At 62.4% G+C, this 26,070-nt stretch carries 21 protein-coding genes; 9 read left to right on the top strand and 12 right to left on the bottom strand.

Annotated elements, in window-relative coordinates; all coding sequences use genetic code 11:
* Window positions 1–540: 540 nt before the first annotated feature.
* Window positions 541–2,514, top strand: a complete 1,974-nt coding sequence (locus ACK41V_RS06685) for a hypothetical protein (protein WP_409779582.1) — start codon at window positions 541–543, stop codon at window positions 2,512–2,514.
* Between the two features lie 170 nt (window positions 2,515–2,684).
* Here the strand turns inward: ACK41V_RS06685 and ACK41V_RS06680 are convergent, their stop codons facing one another.
* Window positions 2,685–6,017: a UvrD-helicase domain-containing protein gene (locus ACK41V_RS06680; protein ID WP_409779579.1), complete on the bottom strand. Its 3,333-nt coding sequence runs from the start codon at window positions 6,015–6,017 to the stop codon at window positions 2,685–2,687.
* 5 nt (window positions 6,018–6,022) lie between these two features.
* The gene (locus tag ACK41V_RS06675; RefSeq protein WP_409779576.1) at window positions 6,023–6,826 is read right to left on the bottom strand and encodes a hypothetical protein; all 804 of its coding nucleotides are present in this window, start codon (window positions 6,824–6,826) and stop codon (window positions 6,023–6,025) included.
* Between the two features lie 419 nt (window positions 6,827–7,245).
* Between ACK41V_RS06675 and ACK41V_RS06670 the strand changes: the two genes are divergently transcribed.
* Window positions 7,246–8,169: a hypothetical protein gene (locus ACK41V_RS06670; RefSeq protein ID WP_409779574.1), complete on the top strand. Its 924-nt coding sequence runs from the start codon at window positions 7,246–7,248 to the stop codon at window positions 8,167–8,169.
* Between the two features lie 740 nt (window positions 8,170–8,909).
* Here the strand turns inward: ACK41V_RS06670 and glmS are convergent.
* Window positions 8,910–10,832, bottom strand: a complete 1,923-nt coding sequence (gene glmS, locus ACK41V_RS06665; protein ID WP_409779571.1) for a glutamine--fructose-6-phosphate transaminase (isomerizing) — start codon at window positions 10,830–10,832, stop codon at window positions 8,910–8,912.
* A 138-nt stretch (window positions 10,833–10,970) separates the two neighbouring features.
* Here glmS and ACK41V_RS06660 point away from each other — a divergent pair, with 138 nt between their 5' ends.
* Both ACK41V_RS06660 and ACK41V_RS06655 read left to right on the top strand, forming a co-directional pair.
* On the top strand, window positions 10,971–11,462 hold the full coding sequence (locus tag ACK41V_RS06660; protein ID WP_409779569.1) for an Lrp/AsnC family transcriptional regulator: 492 nt from the start codon (window positions 10,971–10,973) through the stop codon (window positions 11,460–11,462).
* Between the two features lie 244 nt (window positions 11,463–11,706).
* Window positions 11,707–12,759 (top strand): diguanylate cyclase, encoded by a 1,053-nt coding sequence (locus tag ACK41V_RS06655; RefSeq protein WP_409779566.1) that lies wholly within the window; start codon window positions 11,707–11,709, stop codon window positions 12,757–12,759.
* Window positions 12,760–12,922: 163 nt separating this feature from the next.
* Here the strand turns inward: ACK41V_RS06655 and ACK41V_RS06650 are convergent, their stop codons facing one another.
* From ACK41V_RS06650 to ACK41V_RS06640, 3 genes are all read right to left on the bottom strand, one after another.
* A complete protein-coding gene (locus tag ACK41V_RS06650; RefSeq protein ID WP_409779563.1) occupies window positions 12,923–13,759 on the bottom strand; it encodes a sensor histidine kinase in 837 nt (278 codons plus the stop codon).
* Window positions 13,756–15,186, bottom strand: a complete 1,431-nt coding sequence (gene glmU / locus ACK41V_RS06645; RefSeq protein WP_409779560.1) for a bifunctional UDP-N-acetylglucosamine diphosphorylase/glucosamine-1-phosphate N-acetyltransferase GlmU — start codon at window positions 15,184–15,186, stop codon at window positions 13,756–13,758. Before glmU ends, ACK41V_RS06650 begins: the two co-directional genes overlap by 4 nt.
* Before the next feature lie 168 nt (window positions 15,187–15,354).
* Window positions 15,355–16,119 carry a Crp/Fnr family transcriptional regulator gene (locus ACK41V_RS06640; protein ID WP_409779557.1) on the bottom strand — a complete coding sequence of 255 codons (765 nt, stop codon included), beginning with the start codon at window positions 16,117–16,119 and terminating at the stop codon, window positions 15,355–15,357.
* A gap of 136 nt (window positions 16,120–16,255) precedes the next feature.
* On the opposite strand from ACK41V_RS06640, the gene ACK41V_RS06635 reads away from it, so the two are divergent.
* Window positions 16,256–16,654 carry a BLUF domain-containing protein gene (locus ACK41V_RS06635; protein ID WP_409779554.1) on the top strand — a complete coding sequence of 133 codons (399 nt, stop codon included), beginning with the start codon at window positions 16,256–16,258 and terminating at the stop codon, window positions 16,652–16,654.
* 27 nt (window positions 16,655–16,681) lie between these two features.
* On the opposite strand, the gene fabF is transcribed toward ACK41V_RS06635, so the two are convergent.
* Entirely contained in the window at window positions 16,682–17,956 is a 1,275-nt protein-coding gene (fabF, locus tag ACK41V_RS06630; RefSeq protein WP_409779588.1) for a beta-ketoacyl-ACP synthase II, read from the bottom strand.
* 202 nt (window positions 17,957–18,158) lie between these two features.
* Between fabF and ACK41V_RS06625 the strand changes: the two genes are divergently transcribed.
* Window positions 18,159–18,794: a TetR/AcrR family transcriptional regulator gene (locus ACK41V_RS06625; protein WP_409779551.1), complete on the top strand. Its 636-nt coding sequence runs from the start codon at window positions 18,159–18,161 to the stop codon at window positions 18,792–18,794.
* A 157-nt stretch (window positions 18,795–18,951) separates the two neighbouring features.
* On the opposite strand, the gene ACK41V_RS06620 is transcribed toward ACK41V_RS06625, so the two are convergent.
* Window positions 18,952–19,335 (bottom strand): DUF2917 domain-containing protein, encoded by a 384-nt coding sequence (locus ACK41V_RS06620; RefSeq protein ID WP_409779549.1) that lies wholly within the window; start codon window positions 19,333–19,335, stop codon window positions 18,952–18,954.
* A gap of 105 nt (window positions 19,336–19,440) precedes the next feature.
* Window positions 19,441–19,998, bottom strand: a complete 558-nt coding sequence (locus ACK41V_RS06615) for a DUF2917 domain-containing protein (protein WP_409779546.1) — start codon at window positions 19,996–19,998, stop codon at window positions 19,441–19,443.
* 135 nt (window positions 19,999–20,133) lie between these two features.
* Here ACK41V_RS06615 and ACK41V_RS06610 point away from each other — a divergent pair, with 135 nt between their 5' ends.
* Window positions 20,134–21,135 carry a LysR substrate-binding domain-containing protein gene (locus tag ACK41V_RS06610; protein WP_409779543.1) on the top strand — a complete coding sequence of 334 codons (1,002 nt, stop codon included), beginning with the start codon at window positions 20,134–20,136 and terminating at the stop codon, window positions 21,133–21,135.
* A gap of 92 nt (window positions 21,136–21,227) precedes the next feature.
* Here ACK41V_RS06610 and tyrS read toward each other — a convergent pair whose 3' ends face one another.
* Window positions 21,228–22,460 (bottom strand): tyrosine--tRNA ligase, encoded by a 1,233-nt coding sequence (gene tyrS, locus ACK41V_RS06605; protein ID WP_409779541.1) that lies wholly within the window; start codon window positions 22,458–22,460, stop codon window positions 21,228–21,230.
* Between the two features lie 201 nt (window positions 22,461–22,661).
* Between tyrS and ACK41V_RS06600 the strand changes: the two genes are divergently transcribed.
* Both ACK41V_RS06600 and ACK41V_RS06595 read left to right on the top strand, forming a co-directional pair.
* Window positions 22,662–24,020 (top strand): peptidoglycan DD-metalloendopeptidase family protein, encoded by a 1,359-nt coding sequence (locus ACK41V_RS06600; RefSeq protein ID WP_409779538.1) that lies wholly within the window; start codon window positions 22,662–22,664, stop codon window positions 24,018–24,020.
* A 42-nt stretch (window positions 24,021–24,062) separates the two neighbouring features.
* Window positions 24,063–25,172, top strand: a complete 1,110-nt coding sequence (locus ACK41V_RS06595; RefSeq protein WP_409779535.1) for an anhydro-N-acetylmuramic acid kinase — start codon at window positions 24,063–24,065, stop codon at window positions 25,170–25,172.
* A 69-nt stretch (window positions 25,173–25,241) separates the two neighbouring features.
* Here the strand turns inward: ACK41V_RS06595 and erpA are convergent, their stop codons facing one another.
* Entirely contained in the window at window positions 25,242–25,607 is a 366-nt protein-coding gene (erpA, locus tag ACK41V_RS06590) for an iron-sulfur cluster insertion protein ErpA (protein WP_100409164.1), read from the bottom strand.
* Window positions 25,608–25,666: 59 nt separating this feature from the next.
* Window positions 25,667–26,065, bottom strand: a complete 399-nt coding sequence (locus tag ACK41V_RS06585; protein ID WP_409779531.1) for a polymer-forming cytoskeletal protein — start codon at window positions 26,063–26,065, stop codon at window positions 25,667–25,669.
* Between the last annotated feature and the right edge of the window lie 5 nt (window positions 26,066–26,070).

The raw sequence follows: 26,070 nt of genomic DNA, 5'->3' as shown, positions 1-26,070 counted from the left end.
TGCGCCGCCGCCCCGGTGGGCGCCGTCGCGATCAATTACCGGTGCCGGTCAAAGCCGCCGCTCGCGGCATCAACGACGAACGACAGTACCCAGCCTGAAGCAGCCCGCTCGGCAAATGTGGTGACAGACGGCTCTTGATAGCCACTGTGATTTTGAATTAAAGCCTGACAGCAGTCCCCCATCTCAAACTTCGGGCCCCTGCCATTGGCTTAGTGTGGGCTATATACCAACTTCCTATGTACTCTTCTCCTGTGACGGTGCCACAATCCCCGAAAAGAGGAGGCAACGGGGATGATTGCGGACGGTGAGGACCTTGGTGGCAGCAAAGGGACGGAGACTGCGCAAAAAGATAGCCCTATGCGATGGGCCTTAGGTCCCGATGGCACAGCAACGCACATCTTCAGCATCCCCCCGGAGAAAACAGGCATCGCATGCGAATGCACATGCCCGGGTTGCCAAGAGCCACTGCAAGCCGTAAACGCTCGCCTGAATGTGCCAAAGGGCACCCCCGTGTGGAGTGCCAGCCGCACCGGACGAACCATGAGCCAGTTCTTTCGGCACCCATCGGGCCATTCCCGAACGTCCTGCCTACAAAAAGCATCCCAGCTCGCAACGCTGACGCTCTTTAGGAAGCATGGACTCATTGAGGTCCCAGCTCCGATTTCACGCCAACGCTTTCAGGGCGTGTCCGGCAAGGAATACTCATCCGAGATGCGCGGACGGCCGCAAAGCCTGCTTGTGTGCCGTAGCGCGTGGATTGACCACCAGCGTGCCAGCCTTACTCTGGAAGACGGCCGCAAGGTCTTGGTTGTCCTTGAGAGCAGCCATCTGGATACCAGTGACCAAGACTTTGATGGCGTTATCAGTGTCCGATGCGACGATCCAGAAATTTCAGGGCTGACGGTCGAAGAAATCCTCGCACGCGTTGTCCTCAGTGACCAGCACACATGCTGGGTGCGTCACTGGGAAGATGGTGAGCTAAACGCAAAGGCGCTGGAGCAAGCCAAGGCTGATGCCATTGATGCGCTCGACTGGCTCTCTGATGAAGTAGCCATAGATCTAGGGGACGTCAAACTCACAAGCGAAAGTCTGCTGCACCTAGTTATCAAGCACATCATTGCGCACGCGGGCTACATCATCACCCCAGACTTCGTAGAGCACATCCCATACGGGCATCACTTCGTGTACGACGAAGTGGTGCGACTCCCTGGTGCGCGCCATACGCTGCAGAACGTGCGGCTAGAACATGCCTTGCCGGGTATTGTCCCAGATGTCTACTGCGATATCGTTGAGAACGGCACAACCTACCCACTGGCTATAGAGGTATTTGTCACCCACGGTATATCCCCGCGAAAGCTCAACACCATCAAAGTCAAAAATCTGCGTTGTCTAGAGGTCGATGTTGCTCGATTTAAGGAGCATGGCCAGCTCTCTATTAAAAAGCTGCGCGAGCTGGTGCTGAACGACCCCAACTCAAAGGTATGGAAGCATCACCCAGTCATTGACTCAGCCCTAGATGCGGCACATGCACGCATTAAAGAGCATGACGCCCGGGTAGCGATAGAACGGGCTGAGCGCCAAGAGTTTGAGCGCAAAGCTCAAGAGCAGGAAGCACGGCGGCTTCAGGAAATCAACATCGCCAAGGAGCATTACAAGTTCAAGATCACCAGCGCCCCAGTCGAAGCTCTGGCTGAGATTTTCAAAGATGCCGTCGTGTACTACCTAACCCAAGTCATGCGCGGAAAGACCGAGGAATGCTGCGTAGTGCCTTCTGAGCTTGCTGTGGAAATGCGTAGAGCCGGGTACAAAAACGCCGGAGACCGATTTTTTTGGACCTTGGACGGCACCATGACGCTTCTCATATCGTTGGCCTGGGGGGAAAAACTACCCCCAACGACGCGAGACAAACTCGTTGACCAAGTCTTGAATCTCTACCAAAAGGAACCCACGTTCTTCCCATTGGTGCTACGTGCCATTAAGCGATTTGGCGTCCAACTCACAGCTATACAAAAACAGAAGTTAGCCACAGCCAGAAGGTACGCCTGGGAATCCATCAAAAAAGGGGAGCATAAATTTGCCCGCCACAACCAGTATGACTCGCTCATTGGGGTGATGCTCCCCGCTTTGCTTCCCGACTTGGCCGAGCCAGAAGGAACTCTCGACGATGTGCATCGCAGGCAGTCCATGTTGAAACGGCAGTTGGACCGCGAAAAAGCGCAAAAACTGGTGCAGGCGCTGGAGCATGCTCGAAGCGAAGTAGATCTCATCGAGTGGGCAAGCCCTCCATTGAGCGCGGCCAATGCACACAGGATCTTCACCTCATGGGAGGTTGAGCGCTATTGCACTCACTTGATGGGCTTCAGCTCAGCGCGCAGCAAAGAAGTAGTCGACATGGCGTATGAGGAAAGCAAACTTGGCGGCCCTATACGCGGCTGGGTTGAATGGGTAGGTGTAAGTTCAGCATCCGACGTACTAAAACTTGTAGAGTTGGTCCGCATGCTTAAGCTCATCTGACAAGCCAAGCCGTTTTTTCACTTGATATGGTCCCTCATCGAGTGGAGGGCCCAAAGTTCATCACTGCGGTCGTTCACCGATGGCTGTGCGAACGGCGGCTCTCAGCCTAATGCAGTCTTCTGAAAAGTGCGGCTGAGCATGCAGAGCTTCCAACCTTGCGAGTCGGAGCGCTACCGCGGCGCTGAAGGGCAGATGGTCGAGAAGTCACAGCGACCGCAGTGATGACCGACGGCGGGCGTGTTGTCGCCGGCGGCGAAACGCCCAGCGGCTTTGTAGGCCTTCGTCATTTCTATGGCCTTCGAGCCGTCGACCTTGTCGGTCTTCTCGGACAGCACATGGTGCAGCGACATCGAGGTCGGCCCGGGCAAACCTAACCCGCGCAGCACCGGGTTCATGATGGTCTTGTAGTCGCTGATCCCACGGCGAGAGAAGCGCAGGATTGCATACTCGGTCCCGCCGTAGGTTCCGTCGATTCGAAAACCCCATGGCATCTGCAGCGTTAATCCAGCAATGTTTGCCGTGGTCTGTTCGAACCTTCCACCTCGTTCCTTCAAGGCCTGCACCTGACCTTCGCCCCGTTTGAGCGCATAGAGTGCGTCAGCCCACAGCGAGGGGTCTTCTACGGCGCTAGGCAACTTGCGGATAGTCCAGGCGACACCAAGCGCGAGTTGTGCCGAGCCCGACGAGCCGCTTGAGAATGCTTTGAGCGCGTCCATCACCGCCCATCGAGCACGTAGCGAAACGTCAATATCGGATTCGCTCTGCATCTCCAGGACGTGGCTATACCAGTAGCGCAACGAGCACATTGCGTAGCTGTAGAAGTCTTCGAAAGGCATCGCCTTAGGTGCAGAAAACGCGGCTTCCGAAGAGGACTTCACCGCAGTCAGCGAAGGTCCGCTGTACTGCCTTGACAGGTACTTCCTGGGGTAGTGCTCCAATTGTGGAGCGGTCGAGTTCTTGAACTTGGTATCCTGATAGAGGTACAAGTGATGCTTCGCTCTTGAGACAGCCACATAAAGCAGGTTGTTCCGCTCTACCGATTCCTCAAACTTGTATTCTTCCGTCGTACTGCCGAGTGCTTCAGGCGGCACAATGTCGAGTATTCCATCAGGCCGCCAACTGGGTTCTCGGCTTCCGTAGCTGTCGGCGCTCACGTAGCCGACGTGCACAGCCTCGAACTCCAGCCCCTTGCTGCCATGAACGGTCATCACGCGTACGCCGTCGAGCACAGCAGCCTCCGGCGGAAGCTCACGCTGACCCTGGCCATCGCCGATTCGCTGCCGCAGCCGTTGTCGCAGCAAGTACCGAGACAGCCTCGCCTCTTTCATCTCGCCGTCGCCGTTCCGCACGCTATAGGCGAACTGCCAGAGCGCAACACGGCTCACCCAAGCTCGCACGCTGTTGTCAGCGGCAGGTGGGAGGCCAAAGCGCTTATCCAGCAATAGATGGCAGATGAAGGCCCATGGATTCGAGCCGTGCTGGAAACGCCCGATGAGCTCACGGATGGATGCCGTCACCGCCAGTCCGCGAGGACTAAGCCCCGGCGGCGGCGCATGAATCCAACGACCTCTCTGGAAGGCCACATCGCTCTCTGCGGCCTTTAGCAGCACGTCTACGTCCACCAACGGCATGTTGAGAGATGGAATCCCTGCCAGTCCGACTAACGCCTTTGGTCTACGCTCGACCAAGAGCTGGATGAGACAGAGGATGCGCTTGACCTCGGTCCGTGCGGTCAGGTCACCGACGTAAATGATGGGAAGCCCCGACTGCTCCAATAGCTCTGCGGACCGCTCTACGTCGCTCGACTTGCGGCAAAGCACTGCCTGGCGTCCGAAAGGTACCCCGCCGGCCTGCAGTTCGCGAATGACTTCGGCAATCGCGCCGAGTAGAGCGTCGCCATCTCGGCAAGTGACAACAACCGGCTTTGAGCCCGATACGCCCTTGGTGGCTATGACCTCATCGAGCCTCAGTGAGCTCTCAAGAGCGTGGTCACGTCCAACATGCTGCGTGAGGTCGACGACCTCCTGCGAACTCCTGCGATTGAACGTCAGGGGATACCGTTGGATTGAAGTTCCAGCTGCGTGCGCTTTGAACTCAACATCGAACTTCTGGAGGCTTTTCAGCGAAGCGCCTCGCCAATGGTGAATTGCTTGCCGAACGTCGCCGACAACCCAGATATGCTTTCTGTACGCCAGTTGGCGAAGCATCTCGACCATGGCCCGTGTGACGTCCTGGTACTCATCGACCAGAACGTACTGGTAGCGGTCGACCAGCTCAACGAAGGGTGCCCTGTCATCTTTGAGGGCAATCGCTGGCTTCGAGATGAGGTCAACGAAGTCAACGGTGCGGCGCTCCTTGAGCAGCGTCTCATTCAACTCGAAAAGCGAGGCCACATCGAGCCTCTTTTGCAGAAGCTCGGCGTCTTCAACTTCATCGCTCTCGACGAAGCTCCGATAGGCTGCGGGGGAGACCAATTCCTCCTTGAGCCTTGTGATGCCGTCAACGACGGGCCTAAGCCATTCGTACGGGTCTTCGACACGTAGGAAGTGCTGAAGGTCGACGCGAGGCAGTGCCTTGACCAGACTGGTCATCGAGCCCATCAGATCCGAAACATGAAGGTCCGAGTCGAGCTGGAAATGCTGGTGATACTTCCGAAGGAACTCCAGCCCGAAAGAGTGGAAGGTACCGGCCCAGATGTCGGAAGCGTTGGGAATCCCGACGCTGCGCAGTCGCTCGACCAGTTCCAGCGCCGCCTTGTTCGTGAATGTGAGGACCAGAATATGGCTCGGATGCACATGCTTCTCTTCCACCAGGTACTTGACCCGATGGATGAGCGTCGTGGTCTTACCCGTACCTGGCCCTGCGACCACGTTCGCGGCACGTTCCTGGGCTCTGGCTGCGGCGAGCTGGTCAGGACTCGGCGCACTCAGGGTGCTCGTTGTCTCGGGGGCTTCGGGAAGGAGCAGCCCGTCTAGCATTTGCTGTCGAACGAACTCCAACGGGATGCCCAGTTCTACTGCGATCTCCGCAGGCCCCTTTCCAGCCGATGTAAGTTGACGAGCGACAGCTCGCGGCAACAAGAGCTCGCGGGCGAACACATTTGCCTGAAGCTCCTGCCGCTCTCTCGCTCCGTAAGCCTCAACTTTGAGGACAGCGGGACTCCCCGCGCTGCCAAGCAGCGTCTCTAGGTGGGCAACCGTGGTCGCCGGCTTCGTCGCGTCCAGGAAGTAGTGGCCCAGTTCGTGCGCAACGAGGCCGCAAAAGTCGGCGCTCCATTCCTCAATTTCCGAGCTAACGTAGATGAACATCTGCTCGCGCTGTAGGACGGCTGTCCCACCGCCGAGATCGGTATAGGACGGCGCGACTGGCTCAATCGCAATGTTCAGGACGGATTCGATCTTGTGAAGAAGGTCCTTTGCTGCAATTGGCCCGTGCGCGAGCATTGGCTCCAGCTGGGCTCGGATCGCATGCGCTTCACTTCGAGCACGCTGGAATGGGTTCATAGGTCTCAAACTCCCAAATCAAGAAGCGCCTTAGCGTCATCGGCAGAGAGATTTAATGACTTCACTGCGGAAGTCCATGTTGTGGGTGCCGTCGAAAGCCGAGGTTTAACCCCTTCCGCCTTGAACGCAGGCACTAGCCGGCGGTCGAAGCTACCCCGGAACAATGTCGACAGCAGCGATTCGGGAGCCTCGAAGGCCGACGCAAGACGTGCAAGCAACTTTCTCGGAGCCTTCACGTTTCCTGCAAGGATGCTGGAAACGAGCGGGGTTGCTGCGGGCTGAAGTCCAAGCTTCACCACCAGATTTCGAATCGAAGCGCCCTTGTAACTCGAAACTTTGGACTCGAGTGACGCCAATGTCCTCTGCAATGAAACGCCGTGAGCCGTGCACAGAACCGTCAGTTCGGAGATCGACTTCTGATACTCCTTTGCAATGGATCGAAGGCGAACGGCGTGCCCCGGATCCAAGCGAACCATGACCTGCTCGGACGTCGAGCCATCCCACTCCTGGAGCTCGTGGCCAAGCATCTCGAAGAGCGACGTCGGGCTCGCATGAAGCGACTGTGCGACGACGTCTTCAAACCCGAAGAGCACAAATCGGCGGCAGACCTCCGCAAAACTCGTCGCCTCTTCAGCAGCGACCGAATCTAGATGTTCTTTCAAACGCAAAGGCAACGAGGCACCAAGCGTCTGCTGCCTCGCTTTCGACAGCACTCGTTCGGGCAAGGAGGACCCTTCCCTCAATGTGGCGTCAATCTCGCTTGAGTTCATTTGAACGATCTCCGATGGTGCGGCGGAAGCTGTGAGCAAAGACGCGATCTCCAAGAGGACTAGCCGGATGGCCTCGTTGGAAGATGTCGCGGCCACTTGGCGTCTTCCAGCACTGGCTACTTCATAGGAGACGGACACGCGACCATCGGCATCCGAATGCAATTTGGCTGTCCGAAGAATGTTAGAAAATGTGTCCGGGAGCCGAGACAAGAGCATTTGCCCTTGAGCAAAGCTTGCCGGGTCTAGCGCGGTTCGCATAAACGCCCTCCATGGCTACAGGGGCGTGCGCTTGCCCCTTGACACAAGTATAGACGTATATCAATAATGTATCAACCCGTGGAGAATTTATGACTGCGCCAAAGCTGGCTGTGGCCGTCAGGGCTGCCGTCGCAGACTGGGAGCAGGCGACTACCTTAGACCAACGCACGACTGCTCTGGCTTCTCCTGATGAACTCGGGATGACCCTTGGCAGCGCGGTGGCGAAGAGGTTGGAGAGCGCAGGCGAGAATCTGACCGCTATGCGGCAAAACGCCGTCGCCGCCCCCTTCGTTCTTCTTGCTGGAGTGTTTGAACCTGGCGAACTGCCCGACACCCCGGAATGGTTTACGCCTGTTCCGGACGTTAGCGGAACGCAGCTGGGCCGCGCTGCGGCTATTGCTGCCCATGCTTTTCTTGGCTTGGAGACCGTTTCCTACGGCTCCGAGAACAGCGGCGAACTGTTTGTCAGTCTGACGGCGATTCCTGGCGAGGGCAAGTTTGCGCTCAAATCGCAGGGTGGGCTTCGCGGCCACACCGATGCGGTGAGCTTCCCATTCAACGGGGACAGCGATGCCTCGAACGCCAGAATCGCGCCATCCCCCGACTTGGTGACGTTGGTTGGCCTGCGGAATCCGAACGAGGTACCAACGACAGTGATGGTGCTAGACGAAGCTCTGGCGAAGCTGTCTCCGGAGGATGTGCACGAGTTGAAGCAGGGGCAGTTTTCCATCGGGTCCCAGACAACCTTCCTCGAAGGTATGCAGGACATCCTCGGGGAAGTTCACGTCGCGATCGATGAGCCAGTGCTCAAGGACGCGGCCATCGGCACAATGGTTCGTTTCAGTCACTCCAATGTGTCCCCAACCGAGCCTGGTGGGGCAGCAGAAATAGCCGCCGAGAATTTTGCAAAGGCTTGCGGCGAGATCGCCAAGCCTGTGGCGATCGAGCCGGGAGACGTGCTGCTCGTGAACAACCGGCTGTGCCTGCATGGCCGCGCAGAAGTGGGTGGCGACATCGGCGGGCACTCGAGATGGCTGCTGAGAACCTATGCCTTGAACACGGCGCAACTCGATAACAGTAGGCGGCATCTTGGTGACCGGCCAGCTCATGTCCTCTACCCGTAACAGATCTGACGGCAGACCAGCAATTTGCCTGCAACCTTGGCATTAGATCGCAGGACAAGTTTTGAAGATTTTGATCGCCCAGTTTACCGACAGGCTTCGAGATCTTGCTGCTCGGGATGATGGATCAGCTCATGGCTACCGAGGTGGCTGAGAGCTGGTGGTGTCTGTTCAATGACGCCGTTCTACCCGCTCGTCCGGCCTACACAGTCGCCCAGGCGCTTTCTCGCCCACAATCGTGAAGCCGCGGCTGGTGGAGACCTTCAAGGACACGCCCGAAATGATCCGCGCTGTTCGGGGTGCATGCGCGCTAGGGCCAAGCTTAACCGTGAGCCGCTTTTGCTTGATCGGATCATCGATGGCAGTGGGGCCTCGACCTTCAGCGGCCGCTTTGCGGGATTCAATGCAGCGGTCAGGACTTCGGCCGAGTGACCCGCAGGCAGCCTCTTGCAGTGATCGGAGCGTTTAGGGGGGCTGCTCGGACCGCAAGAACTTCTAGAAAAACCAAAGAAAAAGAGCGCTCAAACTGAGCGCTCTTTTTATATAGCAACAAGCCCAAACAGGGCTGCGGTTTGCTTCGTATTTCCAGATCGTCTTTACCCGTCAAGTTCGAGTTTACGACTTTACTGTTACAAATGACCACCCCGCAAACCCGCATGAATGCTGGAGGCTTGTTTACGACTTTATTTGCGTGTTTACGACTTTATTTACCCAGAATATTTGAAAAATCCGCGCCCCGCACGTCACTCCACTGTGACACTTTTGGCTAAATTTCTGGGCTTGTCCACATCCGTCCCCCTCGCACACGCCGTGTGATACGCCAGCAATTGCAGCGGCACCACGTGCAGCAGCGGGCTCAAAGGGCCGTAGTGTTCGGGCATGCGGATGACGTGGATGCCTTCGCTGCTTTCAATGTGCGTGTCGGCGTCGGCCAGCACATACAGCACGCCAGCGCGCGCGCGCACTTCCTGCATGTTGCTCTTGAGCTTCTCCAGCAGCGCATCGTTGGGCGCTACGGTGACGACGGGCATGGCGCTGGTGACCAGGGCCAGGGGGCCGTGTTTCAGCTCTCCAGCCGGGTAGGCCTCGGCGTGGATGTAGCTGATTTCCTTGAGTTTGAGGGCGCCTTCCAACGCGATGGGGTAGTGCAGGCCCCGGCCCAGAAAAAGCGCGTTTTCCATGCGGGCAAAGTCTTCGGACCAGCTGATGATTTGCGGCTCCAGCGCCAGCACAGCCTGCAAGGCCACGGGCAGGTGGCGCATGGTTTTGAGGTGGGCGGCTTCCTGCTCTTCGCTCAACCGGCCTTTGGATTGGGCCAGCGCCAGTGTCAGTAGAAACAGGCCTGCGAGCTGGGTGGTAAACGCCTTGGTGCTGGCCACGCCAATCTCGACCCCGGCGCGGGTGATGTACGCGAGCTTGCATTCGCGCACCATGGCGCTGGTGGCCACGTTGCAGATGGTGAGCGTGTGCTGCATGCCCAAGGACTGCGCGTGGCGCAGGGCGGCCAAGGTGTCGGCGGTTTCGCCCGACTGGGTGATGGTGACGACGAGGGTGCGCGGGTTGGGCACGCTGGTGCGGTAGCGGTACTCGCTGGCCACTTCGACCTGGGTGGGGATGCCCGCGATGTCTTCGAGCCAGTATTTGGCGGTGCAGCCGCTGTAGTAGCTGGTGCCGCAGGCCAGGATCAACACGTTGTCGATCTCCTTGAACACGCGCCACGCGGCAGCACCGGGTTCACCATGCTGGCCAGCACCATCAAACAACTCGGGCACGATGCCCTCCACGCCTTCGAGCGTGTCGGCAATGGCGCGGGGCTGCTCGAAGATTTCTTTTTGCATGTAGTGGCGGTACGGCCCCAGCTCGGCTGCGCCGCTGTGGGCCAGCACGGTACGCACGGGGCGCTGCTCGGGCGTGAGCGCCTGGCGCGCGCTCTGGCCTTTGGCCACGATCCAGTAGCGGCCCAGTTGCAGGTCTACCAAGTCGCCCTCTTCCAGGTAGACGATCTGGTCGGTGACACCTGCCAGGGCCATGGCGTCGCTGGCCAGAAAATGTTCTGCGCCGTCTTTGCCCACCCCCAGGATGAGTGGCGAGCCCGCACGGGCGCCCACCACGCGATGGGGTTCATCTTTGTGCATCACGGCAATGGCGTAGGCGCCGTGCAGTTCGGCCACCGTGGCCTGCACCGCGTCGAACAGGTCGCCGCTGTAGTGGCTGTCCACGAGGTGGGCGATGACCTCGGTGTCGGTCTGGCTCACAAACACATAGCCGCGCGCCTGCAGTGCCTTGCGCAGTTCTTCGTGGTTTTCAATGATGCCGTTGTGCACCAGGGCCACGCGACCCGCGCTTTGTACCTGCGCGTCTGCGCCCGTGCCGTGGCTGAAATGCGGGTGGGCGTTGTGCACCGCCGGTGCGCCGTGCGTGGCCCAGCGGGTGTGGGCGATGCCGGTGGCGCCGTCGATGTGTTCAGTGGTCACCTGATCCAACAACTCGGCCACGCGGGCGGTGCTGCGGGCGCGCTGCAAGCCCGCGGGGCGCGTCGCGTCCAGGCTGGACGCATGCACGGCGACGCCGCACGAGTCATAACCCCGGTATTCGAGCCGCTGCAGGCCCTGAACGAGGATGGGAACGATGTTGCGCGCAGAGACTGCGCCGACGATGCCGCACATGGTGGTTGCCTTGGGTTGGAAGCGATGGCGCGATGGTAGGCAGCCATGAGAAAAATTAATGATTGATATTTATGTGTTTTTGAACTTAAATTTCACCATCACTTGGATATGAAATATTCAATCAAACAATCAATAAAAATGGAATCAATCACCCTCGACAACACCGACCTGCAATTGCTCAACCTCTTGCAAACCGACGCCGCGCAGAGCAATCAGTCCCTGGCCGAGCAGGTGCATGTCTCCCCACCCACCTGCCTGCGGCGCGTCAAGCGCCTGCAGGACGCCGGGTTGATCGAGCGCCAGGTCGCCATCCTGCAGCCCGACCGGCTGGCCGCCCTCCAGGGCCACGGGCTGGCGTGCATCGTGGAGGTGTCGCTCGACCGCCAAGGCGCCGAGCAGCTGGATGCGTTTGAAACCCGTGCCGTGGCCGACCACGCCGTGCAGCAATGCTGGCGCGTGTCGCCCGGGCCCGACTTTGTGCTGGTGGTGCACACCCGGGACATGCCCGGCTACCTGGCGCTGTCGCAGCGCCTGTTCACGGGCGATGCCAACGTGCGCAACGTGAAAACGTTTTTTGCAACCCGGCGGGCAAAATTTGATACAAAAGTGCCTCTAGCGCTTATTGCATAAGCGCTAGCAGCTATCATTTTTGAAAAACCGGTCAGGCAACCCACACCACACATCAACCGGCACACCCACCGTGGCAAGTCCTCTTCGCCTGCGCCAATACGGTGGGGCGTGCAGGATCTGGTCATTTGCTGCTGGCAGCACGCAGCGTCGGCAGGTAAGCTCCCGCGCCACCCCTCCACAAAACCTGACACCGCGCGCGTGCTGATGACCGCACCGCACCGCGCCACGCAACCCTTCACCCTTCATGCCCACGCCCCGCCGCCAGATGCCCCGCCGTATTTACCCCCTGCGCATTCTGGGCATGGGGCTCGGGGGCATGGTGGTGGGCGTGGTGTTGTGGGAGCGGCAGGCCAGCGTCGCGGCCTGGCTGGCCATGCTGCTGCCTGCGTTTGTCTGGCCGCATGTGGCCTACCTGATCACCCGGCAAAGCGCCGACCCATACCGCGCTGAAACCCGCAATTTGCTCATCGACTCGGCCATGGCCGCCAGTTTTGTGCCGCTGATCCATTTCAACCTGCTGCCCAGCGTGCTGCTGCTGACGCTGGCCATGGTGGACAAGATCACCACCGGCATCCGCGGGCTGTGGGCGCGCTCCATTCCGGCCATGCTGGGCGGGGGCCTGGCGGGCGTGGCGCTGGCGGGCCTGCACTGGGCGCCCGATACGTCCATGCGCGTCATCATGGCCTGTCTGCCAGTGATGGCGCTGCACACCATTTCGGTCAGCGTCGTCAGCTACCAGCTGATCCGCAAAACCGCCCACCAGAACCAGTTGCTGGACGAACTGCGGCGCGTGGACGCGCTCACCGGCCTGTTCGGTCGCGGCCACTGGCAAGAGCAGGCCGAGGCAGCGCTGCGCCGCCACCACACCAGCGACGAGCCTGCCTGCATGCTGATGCTGGACATCGACCATTTCAAGGAAATCAACGACACCCACGGCCACACCGTGGGCGACGAAGTGATCCGCGCGCTGGCGCACGTGGTGCGCGGCAACGTGCGCGCGGGCGACTGCGCAGGGCGCTACGGCGGCGACGAATTCGCCATCATCCTGCCCGGCATGCAGGCCAAAGACGCACTGGCCATTGCCCACCGCATCCGCGAACAAACCGAAGGCGTGCGCCTGCGCAGCCTGCCCGGTGTGCGCATTACCAGCAGCATCGGCGTGGCACCTGCCGACCACCGCCACAACAACCTGCGCGCCTGGATTGATGCTGCCGACGCGGCCTTGTATGCCGCCAAACATGGCGGGCGCAATCGGGTGGCGGGGTGCATGGAGCCGGAACTGGTGCCTGCGGTGTAAGGCTGCGCTGTGAGGCCCGCCACCGGGCCATTGGCCACCGGACCGCGGCTCCCTACGGATTCAGGCAACCACTCCATCCCGTTCGGGTTGAGCTTGTCGAAGCCTCGCGCAGCGCTTCAAAAAGCCCAGCGTGAATGGCGGGTGCTTTTTTGAAAGCAAGCCATCACTGGCTAGGGGCCACAGCGCCTGCATTCTCTGCGGCGCCCGCCACGGGCCATTGCACCCGCACCGTGCAACCGCCGCCCAGCACCGCCGATGCCGTGACTTCTCCACCATGCCGCCGCGCAATGGCACGGCACAGCGCCAGCCCGGTGCCCACACCGTCAAACTCGGTCTCGCGGTGCAGGCGCTGGAACACGCCGAACAAGGTGCCCGCACGGGCCGGGTCAAACCCCACGCCGTTGTCCAGCAGCGTGAAGGCCACGTGGCCCGCCTGCGCCACATCGACCGACACGGTGATGCAAGGCTGCGCCACGGGGCGCGTGAACTTGAGGGCGTTGGCCAGCAACTGCACCAGCAGATCCTGCAGCAGCGCGGGGTCGGCATGCAGCATCGGCAAATCAGTGCCCAGGCGCCATTCCACGACACGGCCCACCTCCAGCTTCGGCACTGCAGTACGCGCCTCGGCCACAGCGGCAGCCAGCGGCACGGGCTGCAGGCGCAGCGGCACGCGGCTGGCCTGCACCAGGGCTTGCAGGCCGTCGATCATCAGCCCCATGCGCCGGGCCGACTGGTCCATGGTGGCGAGAAAACCCAGCGCCTCCTGCACCTCGGCGCCCTGCAGCACTTCGGGCGGCAAGTCGCCCAGCACCTCGCGCACCAGCGTGCCGTACGACGTCACATGCCGCAGCGGCGCGCGCAGGTCGTGCGACACAGCGCGCAAGAACTCCTCTTGCGCGGCGGCCATGTCGGCCACCTGCTGCTGGCTGCGGGCCAGCTCCGCGCGCAGTTGCTGCAGTTGCTGCAGTTCGTGGTCGGCGCTGGCGTCTGGCGAGGTCATGGCTTGGGTTGTTTGGCGGGGCGGGACCAGTTGGAAATGCTGACTTGCTTGCCGCGCGCCACACTGAGTGATCCCGGCGCGGTGCTCTTGGTGATGGTGCTGCCACCGCCCACCGTGCCGCCCGCACCAATGGTCACCGGCGCCACCAGCACACAGTTGCTGCCGATGTGCACGTCGGCCTCGATCACTGTGCGGTGTTTGTTGGCACCGTCGTAGTTGGCGGTGATGCTGCCCGCGCCATAGTTCACCCGCTCACCCACGGTAGCGTCGCCGAGATACGCTAGGTGGTTGGCCTTGGCGCCATCGGCCAAGGTGCTGTTCTTCACTTCCACAAAGTTGCCAATGTGCACCTCGCGGCCCAGTTGGGCGCCGGGGCGCAGGCGGGCAAACGGGCCGATCAATGCGCCCTCGCCCACCGTGGCACCGGCCTTTTCGCCGTCGATGTGGGTGAAGGGGTGGATCACCGCGCCTGCCGCAATGTGGGCGTTGGCGATGCAGCAGTGGGCGCCAATGCTCACGCCCTCGCCCAGCTCCACGCGGCCGGTGAAGACGCAGTTCACGTCGATCTCCACGTCCTGCCCACACACCAGATCGCCGCGCACGCCGGTGCGGGGGTCGTCACGCACATCAAAACGGGCCGGATCAGCCAGGCGCACGCCCTGCTCCATCAGCGCACGCGCCTGGCGCAGCTGGTGCGCGCGCTCCAGTTCGGCCAGTTGCAGGGGGCTGTTCACGCCCGCCACCTGCAGCGCGTCGGTGATGCGGTGGGCCACCACGGGCACGCCGTCGGCCACGGCCATGGCGACGATGTCGGTCAGGTAGAACTCGCCCTGTGCGTTGTCATTGGTCAGCCGCGCCAGCCAGCCGCGCAGCAGCTTGGCGGGCACGGCCATGATGCCGCTGTAGACCTCGGTGATCGCGCGCTGGGCGTCGCTCGCGTCTTTGTGTTCGACGATGCCTTGCACGGCGCCGTCGGCGTTGCGCACGATGCGGCCGTAGCCTGTGGGGTCGGGCAGAGTCACCGTCAGCAAGGCCAGCTTGCCACCGGCACTGGCATCCACCAGCGCGCGCAAGGTGTCGGCCTGGGTCAGCGGCACGTCGCCGGACAGCACCACCACCGTGCCGTCATCGCGCAAATGCGGCACGGCCTGCTGCACCGCGTGGCCGGTGCCCAATTGGGGCTCCTGGCGCACAAATTTCAAGTCAAAAGTACCTCCAGCGCTTTCTGCACCTGCGGTGGCCGCTTCTACTTCTATAGCACCGTGGCCGGTAATGACGATGGCGCTGCGCGCCTGCAGATGCGCCGCCTGGTCCAGCACGTGGTGCAGCAGCGGGCGCCCGGCCAGGCGCTGCAGCACTTTGGGGATGCGGCTTTTCATGCGCGTGCCCTTGCCGGCCGCCATGATGAGGATGTCGAGTGAGGTCATGAAAATGAGGGTTGGGGGTGCGCCGCAAAAGCCCGGCGCGCGGGCATGGCGTGGATTATCGGCTGCGGCCCCGCTGGCACAAAACGCTACAAAAACAATAGCTATTAGCGCTTACTCCATAAGCGCTAGAGGCCATTTTGACCATTTTTCTGCAGCCACAGGTCGCGCCTACAGCAGCGGCATCAGCCGCGGCGGCGTGTCGTAATACTCGGCGATGCGCGCCAGCGCCCGGGTGTTCAGCAGGCGCAGCCGCCCGTTCTTCAGCTCGTGCAGGCCCAGCAGCGACAGGCGCCGCAGCGTCTTGTTGGTGTGCACCAGCGACAGCCCCAGCGCATCGGCAATGTGCTGCTGATTAAGCGGAAACGCCACCGTGCCATCCTCCACCAGCCCGATGCGTTCGAGCCGCTGGTACAGGTGCATCAGCAGCATGGCCACACGCTCGGTGGCGTTGCGGCGGCCGGTGGTCAGCAGGTTGTCGTCGACATGGCTTTCTTCGTGGGCCGACAACCAGGTGATGTCGTAACCCAGCCGCGGGTGCTCGCGGAAAACGTCCCACAGACTGTCGTTCTGGAACACACACAGCATGCAATCGGTCAGCGCCTCGATACCGTGAGTGGACACCTCGCCAAACTCCTGTTGCAGGCCCACCAGGTCGCCCGGCAGCAGAAAGTTCAGGATCTGGCGGCGCCCGTCACTCAGCGTCTTGTAGCGAAACGCCCAGCCGGAATACAGCGTGAACAGCTTGGCGTTGGTCTGGTGCTCGCGCACCAGGGCGCCACCGGCCTCGACCCCCATCGTGTTGGTGCGAAACCCCTCAATAAAGTCCAGCACCTCGGGCTTCACGGGCGTAAAGGCCCCGGTCTTTCGCAACCGGCAGTTGCGGCAAGACGGCGGGCACGCGTGAGGCAAGGGCAGCGGGGACGTGTCATTCATGGTGGCGCAATTCTAGGGAGCCGCCGCGCGGTTTGGCGCCCGCGCCTGCCGCATTTTTTTGCAGCCACACGGCGGCTGCGCGTATGTCTTTTGACATTGCAACAAACGGATACGCGCCCTACATTGCAGGCCATCTATGAAAATTGTTGCCGCCCTGTATGAGGTCCTCTATGTCAGCACGCTGGCCCCCGAACAACCGCTGAGCGTGGTGGCCGAAATTGCCGGGCGCGCGCGGCAGGTCAACGGGGAGCTGGACATCACCGGGCTGCTGATCTTTGACGGCCAGCGGTTTTGTCAGCAGCTGGAAGGGCCGAAAAAAGCGGTGCTCAAGCTGATTGAGCGCATTCGCAACGACCCGCGCCACGTCAACGTCGAGGTGCTGCACCACGGCCCCCTGGCGGGTCGGCGGTTTCAGAATTTCAGCCTGGCCTTCAGCACCGTGGAAGACGTCGATGCGCTCGCGCGCATGGAGCGGCTGGACGGCGACGCGGCGCTGGCCGCGTTCAACACCGTGTGCAGCGAACTCGAACTCTGACGCACGCGGCACCTCACCCTTGCCGTGTCACTCCGCGTGGGGCCAGCGGCGCAGGATCAGCGTCGCGTTCACCCCGCCAAATCCAAACCCGTTGAGCATGGCGTGTGTCAGCGCCATGCGCCGGGGCTGCAGCGCCACCATGTCCAGGCCCTGGGCCAAGGCATCGGGTTCGTGCAGGTTCAAGGTGCCGGGCACCACCTGATCGCGCAACGCCAGCGCCGTAAAGATGGCGGCCACCGCACCCGCGGCGCCCAGCAAGTGCCCTGTGGCCGATTTGGTGGAACTGATGGCCACCTCACCCGCGGTGCCAAACACGCGGCGAATGGCGGCCAGCTCCCCCCGGTCGCCCACCATCGTGGACGTGGCATGTGCGTTCAGATGCTGCACCTCGCTCGCAGTGAGGCCCGCCTGCGCCAGCGCGGCCTCCATGCTGCGGGCCGCGCCATCGCCGTCTTCGGGCCCGGAGGTGATGTGGTACGCGTCGGCAGACGTGCCGTAGCCCACCAGCTCGGCCAATGGCGTGGCGCCCCGCGCGAGGGCGTGGTCCAGCGCCTCGATCACCAGCATGCCCGCGCCCTCGCCCATCACAAATCCGTCGCGCTGCGCATCAAACGGCCGCGACGCCTGCTCGGGCGTGTCGTTGAAACCCGCGCCCAGGGCCTTGGCCGCCGCAAAACCACCCAGGCTCACGCGGTCGATGGCCGCTTCGCTGCCGCCGCACAAGGCCACATCGGCCTCACCACAGCGGATGAGGCGGGCAGCGTCGCCAATCGCCTGCACGCTGGCGGCACAGGCCGTGACCGGCGCACCCAGCGGGCCCTTGAGGCCATGGCGGATCGACACCTGCCCCGCCGCCAAGTTGACCAGGAACGACGGCACCGTAAATGGCGACAGGCGCTGCGGGCCGCGTGTGTCGGTGGTGCGCACGGCTTCGGCAATGGCGCCAAAGCCTCCAATGCCGGATCCGATCACCGTGGCAGTACGCTCGCGCGCGCGTTCATCAAGGGGCGGCCAGCCGGCCTGGGTCAGCGCCTGCTGGGCGGCACCCAACGCAAACGGAATGAAGCGGTCCATCTTGCGCTGGTCTTTGCCCGAGACGATGGCATCCACATCCCACCCACCCTCGGGGTCCTCCAGCACATCCCGCACGCGACCCCCTACCTTGGCGGCGATGCCCTCTGTGACGGCATCCGGCAAACGCGACAAGCCTGAACGACCGGCCAGCAGGCGTTGCCAGGCCAGCTCCACGCTGCAACCCAGCGGCGAAACCAAGCCCATGCCGGTGACGACCACCCGCCGCATCACGCCACCGCCTTCTGACACGGGTTTTGACACGGCGCACGCTTCAGCGCGCATCGGTTCGCATTTGTTTTCTTCATGGGGTCACCTCCACAGATTGGGTCAACAGATGCGCCACCCGCGGGGCGGCGCCTTTATGATTGCAGCCGTCATCATAAAGGTCTGGGCAGTTTTTGCTAATGACCATCATCATTACGGGGCAGGCATGAAGGTTTCGAAAGCACAGGCTGCAGAAAACCGGCAGGGCATTCTGGACGCGGCCGCCCGCTTGTACCGGGAACGCGGGCTGACGGGTGTGGGCGTGGCGGACATCACGCGCGAAGCGGGCTTGACGCATGGCGGGCTGTACCGCCACTTTGAATCCAAAGACGCGCTGGTGCGCGAGGCCTGTGCCCGGGCGTTCGATGGGTCCACCGACACGCTGGACCACGCCACCCCCACAGCGGCCAGCCATGTCGACGACCGCATTCGCGCCTACCTCTCGCCGCGGCACCGGGATGCGCCGGGCATCGGTTGCCCGATTGCCGCGCTGGCCATGGACGCCGCGCGGGCGGGGGGGCCACTGTCAGAAGTGTTCGCCCAGGGCATCGAAAACAACATCGCGCGTTATGCCCAACTGATTGCCGAGCGCAACGCCCCGCAGGGCGGGCCCGCCCCCACCCCGCGGGCCGAAGACCGGGCGCAAGCCATGCAGGTGCTGGCCACGCTGGTCGGCGGACTGCTGCTGGCCCGCGCGACCGCCGCCGGGCGCCCCGTGTTGTCTGAGGCTTTGCTGACCACGCTGCAGGCCCAGTTGTTCGATCTGCTGGGTGAAGGGCCTGGCGCTGCCACCGGGGGTTGAGAAACAAACTGACACGGGCGCTCAACCCCGATAGTTACTGATAGTCACTATCAAAAAAAGAGCTGCTAGCGCTTTATGGATAAGCGCTAGCAGCTCTTTTGACTCATATTCTTTACCGACCGCAGCGGGACACCGCAGGGGCCGATATCTGCGCCCCTCAGGCGTAGCAGGATTCGCCGTGGGCGGGCATGCCGTTGCCCAAAGAGGCGCGGCGCCACCAGGCCACAGGCCGCGTATCGGCCACGCTGAACGGCGCCCAGCGGTACTGCACCGTGCGGCCGCCAATCGCTTCGACCACCACGCGCTGGCCTGCGGCCACTTGCAGCGTCTGGCCACCGCACAGGAACACGTCGCTGCTGCGGTCGTCTGCGCCATGGCCCAGGGTGACCCAGGCCTGGCCTTCGGCAATGCGCAAGGTCATGGCGGACTTGGGGGCCAGGCTGAGCGCAACGCCCGGCGCGACGGTGCCGGGGCCACCCGCTGCCGAAACAGACACAGCGCGGGAGGGGCGGAAGAACGAAAGCGATTGAGAGGTGGTCATGATTTTCTCAGGGTTTACCCTAATAAGACGCTATGGTGCTCAGCTTGCGTCAACACGTCCAATGAAAAGCACCGCACCGATTGATGCTTTTCTGGCATGAGGTCGTCAGGCGGGCCTGCGCTGGCGTTGTGGTGCTATCCGATAGAGAGCAAACCGGGCCAGCCCCGCGGCAAACCGCCCGCCTGCGCCCGTCACATCCACCAAGGTTGCGCCCAGGGCACGCCCGCCCTGCCCCAGCGCATGCAGCAGATCGCGCAGCGGCTGCACCACGCCACACTCCCAGTCTCGGGCGGCCAGGCTGGCCGTGGACGAAGTGGCCGAAGCCATCGCGCCATCCCAGCGAAAGGCCACGGCCTCCACGCTGCCGGACAGGCCCCAGGCCTCCATCACCACATGCTGGCCGGGTGCAATTCGCAGTTGTTCACCGGCGTGCAGCACGTGGTCGGCGGCGGCCCTGGGCAGATCGGCCCCATCGCCACTGCCGCTGCCAACGCCACCCAAGGTGACCCACACCCGCCCCTGCGCAATCTCCAGCACGCCATGCGTGTGCGGGACCAGCGACAGGGCGCGGCCATTGGCCAGCTTCCAGCAACCGGCCGCAGAACGCCCAGCCTGTGGGGCTTGGACGGATTGTTGCGATTCCAGAACGTTGCGGGGGGACATGACAGGCTCCTTGGTTTCAATGAAAAGGTGTTGCGATGGCTGAATGGTGCGCTTGCGCGTGCACACAGTCCAATGAAAACGCGGTACGCTATTCATTCCATCAACGCATGAATCACCCTCCGCAGGAACGCTGCCATGGCCTCTGCCGAATACTCCCCCGCCGTGCTCCGCACCCGCCCCGTGGCCACCGGCCACTGGCGCGCCTTTCTGGCCGTGGCACGCCACCTCAACTTTCGCGCGGCGGCCGATGAGCTATCGCTCACCCAGTCGGCCGTCAGCCGCCAGATCCAGGCGCTGGAAGAAGAAGTGGGGGTGGCGCTGTTCCTGCGCCACACGCGCGCGGTCGAGCTGACCAGCGCGGGCGCACAGCTGCAGCGCGCCGTGGCCCCGGCGCTGGAGCGCATGGACGCTGCTGTGCGCCTGGTGCGCCAGACGGCCGGGCGCCGCAGCGTGGCCATCACCACTTGGGCCAGTTTTGCGTCGATGTGGCTGATTCCGCGCATGGAGGAGTTCCAGCGCGACAACCCCGGCATCGACATCCGCATTGATGCGAGTGATGTGCAGATTGATCTGGAAACATCGGACGTGGACCTGGCCCTGCGCTACGCCATGCCGGGCGGCGCCACCCAGGGCGGTGTGCGCCTGTTCGGTGAACAACTGGCGGTGGTGGCGAGTCCCTGGCTGCTCAAAAGCGGCAAGCCGCTGCGCACACCGGCCGATGTGGCGCAGTTCACCCTGATCGAAGCGGGCGACGCCCACCGCACGCATTACCTGGAGTACCTGAGCTGGCGCCGCTGGTTTGACGCCCGCGACCTGGCCAAGCTGCAGCCCGAGCGCTGGCTGTACTTCAACTACGCCCACCAGATCGTGCAGGCCGCGCTGGCCGGCCAGGGCCTGGCCCTGGCGCGCATGCCGCTAATCGCCGATGCCCTGGCTTCTGGCGATCTGGTAGAGGTGCTGCCCGGCCACCGCATCGACTCACCCCTGACCTATTGGCTCATGGTGGGGCCGCGCAGCGCGCAACGACCGGAGATCAAGGCGTTTTGCGCCTGGCTGGAAATACAGGCCCAGGCCACGCGCGAGGCGATTGGGGATGTGCCGGACACCGATCTGAACGACAACCTGGACGGGGCATGAAAAAAGCGCCGGGCCTTGCGGCTCCCGCGCTTTTATTTTGATAGCTAGTAGCGCATACCCATCAAGCGCTAGCGGCCAATTTGACTTAAAAATCAGGCCAAAGTCACCCGGGCAAACTTGCGCTTGCCTACCTGCACCACGTAGGTGCCCGCATCGAGTTTCAGGCCCTTGTCGCTGATCACGCTGCCATCCACGCGCACGCCGCCGCCATCAATCAGGCGGTTGGCCTCGCTGCCCGACGGCGCCAGGTTGGCCTGCTTGAGCAGCGCACCAATGCCCAGCGGCGCACCCGACAGCGCCACATCGGGAATCTCATCGGGCACGCCGCCCTTGCTGCGATTCATGAAATCCTGCTCGGCGGCATCGGCCGCCACGGCACTGTGAAAACGCGCGGTGATTTCCTTGGCCAGCATGACCTTGGCGTCTTTGGGGTTGCGCCCGCCCGCGATCTCGGCCTTGAGCGCGGCAATCTCGGCCAGGCTCTTGAACGACAGCAGCGTGTACCAGTCCCACATCAGCGTGTCGCTGATGGACAGCACCTTGGCGAACATGGTGTTGGGCTCTTCGGCAATGCCGATGTAGTTGTTCTTGGACTTGGACATCTTGTCCACGCCGTCCAGCCCCACCAGCAGCGGCATGGTGAGCACACACTGCGGCTCCTGGCCGTATTCCTGCTGCAAATGGCGGCCCATGAGCAGGTTGAATTTTTGGTCCGTGCCACCCAGCTCCAGGTCGCTCTTCAAAGCCACCGAGTCGTAGCCCTGCATCAGCGGATACAAAAACTCATGCACCGCAATCGACTGGCCGGTGGTGAAGCGCTTGTGAAAGTCGTCGCGCTCCATCATCCGCGCCACGGTGTACCGGGAGGCCAGCTGGATCATGCCGCTCGCGCCCAGGGGCTCGCTCCACTCGCTGTTGTAGCGGATCTCGGTTTTGGCCGGGTCCAGCACCATGCTGGCCTGTTTGTAATAAGTCTCCGCATTCACCTTGATCTGCTCAGGCGTGAGGGGCGGGCGCGTGCTGTTGCGGCCGGAGGGGTCGCCAATCAGGCTGGTGAAGTCGCCGATCAGAAAGATCACCTGGTGGCCCAGATCTTGCAACTGCCGCATCTTGTTCAACACCACCGTGTGACCGATGTGGATGTCTGGCGCCGTGGGGTCGAGCCCCAGCTTGATGCGCAGCGGCTGGCCTGTGGCCTCCGAACGGACGAGTTTTTTGACCCATTCGTCTTGTGGCAGCAGCTCTTGCACGCCGCGCAGCGAAATTTCGAGGGCCCGTCCTACACCATCGGAGACCGGGTTTGTTGTAACAGCAGATTGATTCATAAGGGTTTTTTTGGATGTCTAGACAGCATGCGCCGCTATACTTCAGCCCACATTGCAGAGGCGGATTCTAGTGGGCCCGCTGTTTCGACTTGTTTTTAACGCTGTCGAATGGCTGCAGCCTGACAGTCTGTGCTCCTTGCCTTGCCCCGTATTTGCACCGGGGAAGTGTCATGGATTCACACTCACCCTGGGGATAGACCATTGATTCACGGCTTGACCACCGCCAGTTCGGCTTTGCTTGACCGACTGTCCCGCACGATCCAACAACACCCCAAACGCATCACTGCAGCGGTAGCAGCCATCCTGCTGACCGGCGGCGGCGGCGCATTCGCCGTGGCATCGCTGGCCCCCGACGCTGCCGAGCTGCCCGTGCGCATGGTGAGCTACCCGGTGGAGTCACTGGCCGAGAACCTCGTGCTGGGCCAGCTGGAAGTCCCAGGCTTCTCCCTGTATCGCTCTGAGCAGGTGCGCACCAGTGACACCCCCGAATCGCTACTGCAGCGCCTGGGCGTGGCCGACCCGGCCGCAGCCGCTTTTCTGCGCAGTGACAGTCCTGTACGACAAAACGTGCTCGGCCGCACCGGTCGCATCGTCTCGGCAGAGACCACCGACGACCACCGCCTGGTGCGCCTGACGGTCCGCTGGGTGCCCGACGACAGCGGCAACTTCCGTCGCCTGATCGTGGAGCGCACGGGCGACAAGTTCGCCACGCGCATCGAAACCGCCAAGATGACGACCAGCAGCCGCTTGTCGGGCGGCATCATCAACAGTTCGCTGTTTGCGGCAACCGACGCGGCCAACATCCCGGATGCCGTGGCCGTGCAAGTGGCCGAACTCTTCTCGGGCAACATCGACTTCCGCCGCGCGCTGCGCAAGGGCGATCGCTTCTCGGTGGTGTATGAAACGCTGGAAGCCGACGGCGAACCGCTCAGCTCCGGCCGCGTGCTGAGCGCAGAGTTTGTCAACAACGGCAAAGCCCACGAAGCGGTCTGGTTCCAGGAGCCCGGCGCAACCAAAGGCGCCTACTACACGCTGGCTGGCGAAAGCATGCGCCGCGCGTACCTGACCTCCCCTGTGGAGTTCTCCCGCGTGAGCAGCGGCTTCTCGATGCGCATGCACCCCATCCTGAAGACCTGGCGCGCCCACCTGGGCACCGACTTTGCGGCCCCCACCGGCACGGCCGTGCGCACCGTCGGTGATGGCACCGTGGAGTTCGCGGGCGTACAAAACGGCTACGGGAATGTGGTTTTCATCAAGCACCGCAACCAACACGTGACGGTGTACGCCCACCTGAGCCGCATCGATGTGCGCCAGGGTCAATCCATCGAGCAGGGCCAGACCCTGGGCGCCGTGGGCTCCACAGGCTGGGCCACCGGGCCACACCTGCATTTTGAGTTCCGGGTCAACGGCCAACACCAGGACCCCATGACCATCGTGGCGCAAAGTGATGCAGCAGCACCCGTGTCCGCCGCAGGCCGCCCCGCCTTTGAACGCCTGGCGAGCAACATGCGCGTGCAACTGTCTGCCGCCGCGTTGATCGAGCAAGCCAGCGCTGACTGACCTCCGGGTCACAAGCCCCTCCTGTAGACCCCACGTCAGGCCATGTCCGATCTGTACATCGGCCTGATGTCGGGCACGGCGCTCGATGGCATCGATGGCGTGCTGGCTGATTTTTCAGGGCCCCGCATGGTGGTTACTCACCACGCCAGCGCCCCGTTTGCACCCGAGCTTCGCGCCGAGCTCATGGCGCTCAATACCCCCGGCGACAACGAATTGCATCGCGCAGCCCTGGCGGGCAATGCACTGTCGCGCGCCTATGCAGGCGTTGTTCACACGTTGCTTCAGCAAAGCGCGCTGCCTGCGGGCGCGATCCGGGCCATTGGTGCCCACGGGCAAACCGTGCGCCACCGTCCGCAAGAGTTTGATGGCACGGGCTACACGCTGCAGTTGTGCAACCCAGCCCTGCTGGCAGAGCGGGCCGGCATTGCGGTGGTGGCCGACTTCCGCAGCCGCGACGTGGCTGCCGGCGGCCAGGGCGCGCCTCTGGTGCCCGCCTTCCACCAGGGCGTGTTCGGTCGTCCCAGCGAGACGGTGCTGGTGCTCAACATTGGGGGCATCTCGAACTTGAGCGTACTGGGCGCTGACGGCGCGGTCATCGGCTTTGATTGCGGCCCCGGCAATGCGCTGATGGACCACTGGTGCCAGCAACACACGGGTCAACCATTCGACGCCGGTGGCGCGTGGGCTGCCCGAGGCTCGGTGCTACCCGAGCTGCTGGCCTCCCTGCTGCAGGAGCCGTTTCTGCACAAAACGCCGCCCAAAAGCACGGGGCGCGACCTGTTCAACCCACCCTGGCTTTCCCGCCAGCTCGGGCCGTTCGAATCGGCAGCACCTGCTGACGTGCAAGCAACCTTGACAGAATTCACCGCTAGCGCTTGTGCAATAAGCGCCAATAGCCATAAAAATAATAGCAAAATCCTAGCGATTTGTGGTGGCGGCGCACTCAACAACTACCTGATGCAACGCCTTCAGGCCGCCTGCCCCACCCTTCAGGTGGTCGCTACCGACGCGCTGGGCCTGCCCGCATTGCAGGTGGAAGCGGCAGCCTTTGCCTGGCTGGCACGCCAGACGGTGTGCAACGCACCCGGCAACCTGCCCAGCGTGACCGGCGCCGCGGGCCTACGGGTACTGGGCGCCATCCATCCGGCGTGACGAACAAAAAGCCGCCCGAAGGCGGCTCAATTGCTTCCCTTCCATCAGCTTATCGGCCGATGGAGCGAATCATGCAGAGAAACTCGACCCGCAACCACAGGTGGTGGTGGCGTTGGGGTTCTTGATGACGAACTGGGCTCCTTGCAGATCTTCCTTGTAGTCGATCTCGGCGCCCAGCAGATACTGGTAGCTCATCGCATCGATCAACAGCGATACGCCATTTTTGGTCATGGTCGTATCGTCTTCGTTGGTGATTTCATCAAAAGTGAAACCGTATTGGAAGCCGGAGCAACCGCCGCCCTGCACAAAAACGCGCAGCTTCAGGTCTGGGTTGCCCTCTTCGGCGATCAGGTCCGCCACCTTAGCCGCTGCACTGTCCGTGAACAGAATGGGGGCGGGCATTTCGGTCTGGATGTTTTCGGCAACAGCGCTCATGGGGTACTCCGGGTTCAGGTTTGCGGTGAATACTACTGCAAACCGCTCGGGAATTCAGATCACTGGCTGTTTGACGCCAACTTGAGTGGGGGCTTTTCCTCTACCAATTGGGCCGCAGGGCACATCTGCCCCGCAATCATGGCGCCTTGGTGCATCTCCAGCGCCTTGTAGTGCACATTGCCCGTGATCCGCGCCTTGGGCTGCAGTTCCAGCAGTTCCTTGGCATGCACCGGGCCAATCACTTGTCCATTGACGATGACGTGATCGGCGTGGACTGCACCTTCTACGCGCGCAGTCTCCGAGATCACCAAAATGCTCGGCTGCTCTGAGCCTGCCCGGATATCGCCCACCACTTCACCGTCAATGCGCATACCCTCAGCAAATTGCAGGTTGCCTTCAATCTTGGTGCCCTCTGCGATCAAGCTTTTGATCGGGGGCTGCTTTTTACGGGAAAACATGGCGG

The sequence above is a fragment of the Acidovorax sp. genome (assembly GCF_046291265.1).
Lineage (GTDB): Bacteria > Pseudomonadota > Gammaproteobacteria > Burkholderiales > Burkholderiaceae_C > Acidovorax.
The sequence above is the reverse complement of the archived record's forward strand: the minus strand, read 5'-3'. Positions and strand labels throughout refer to the sequence as shown.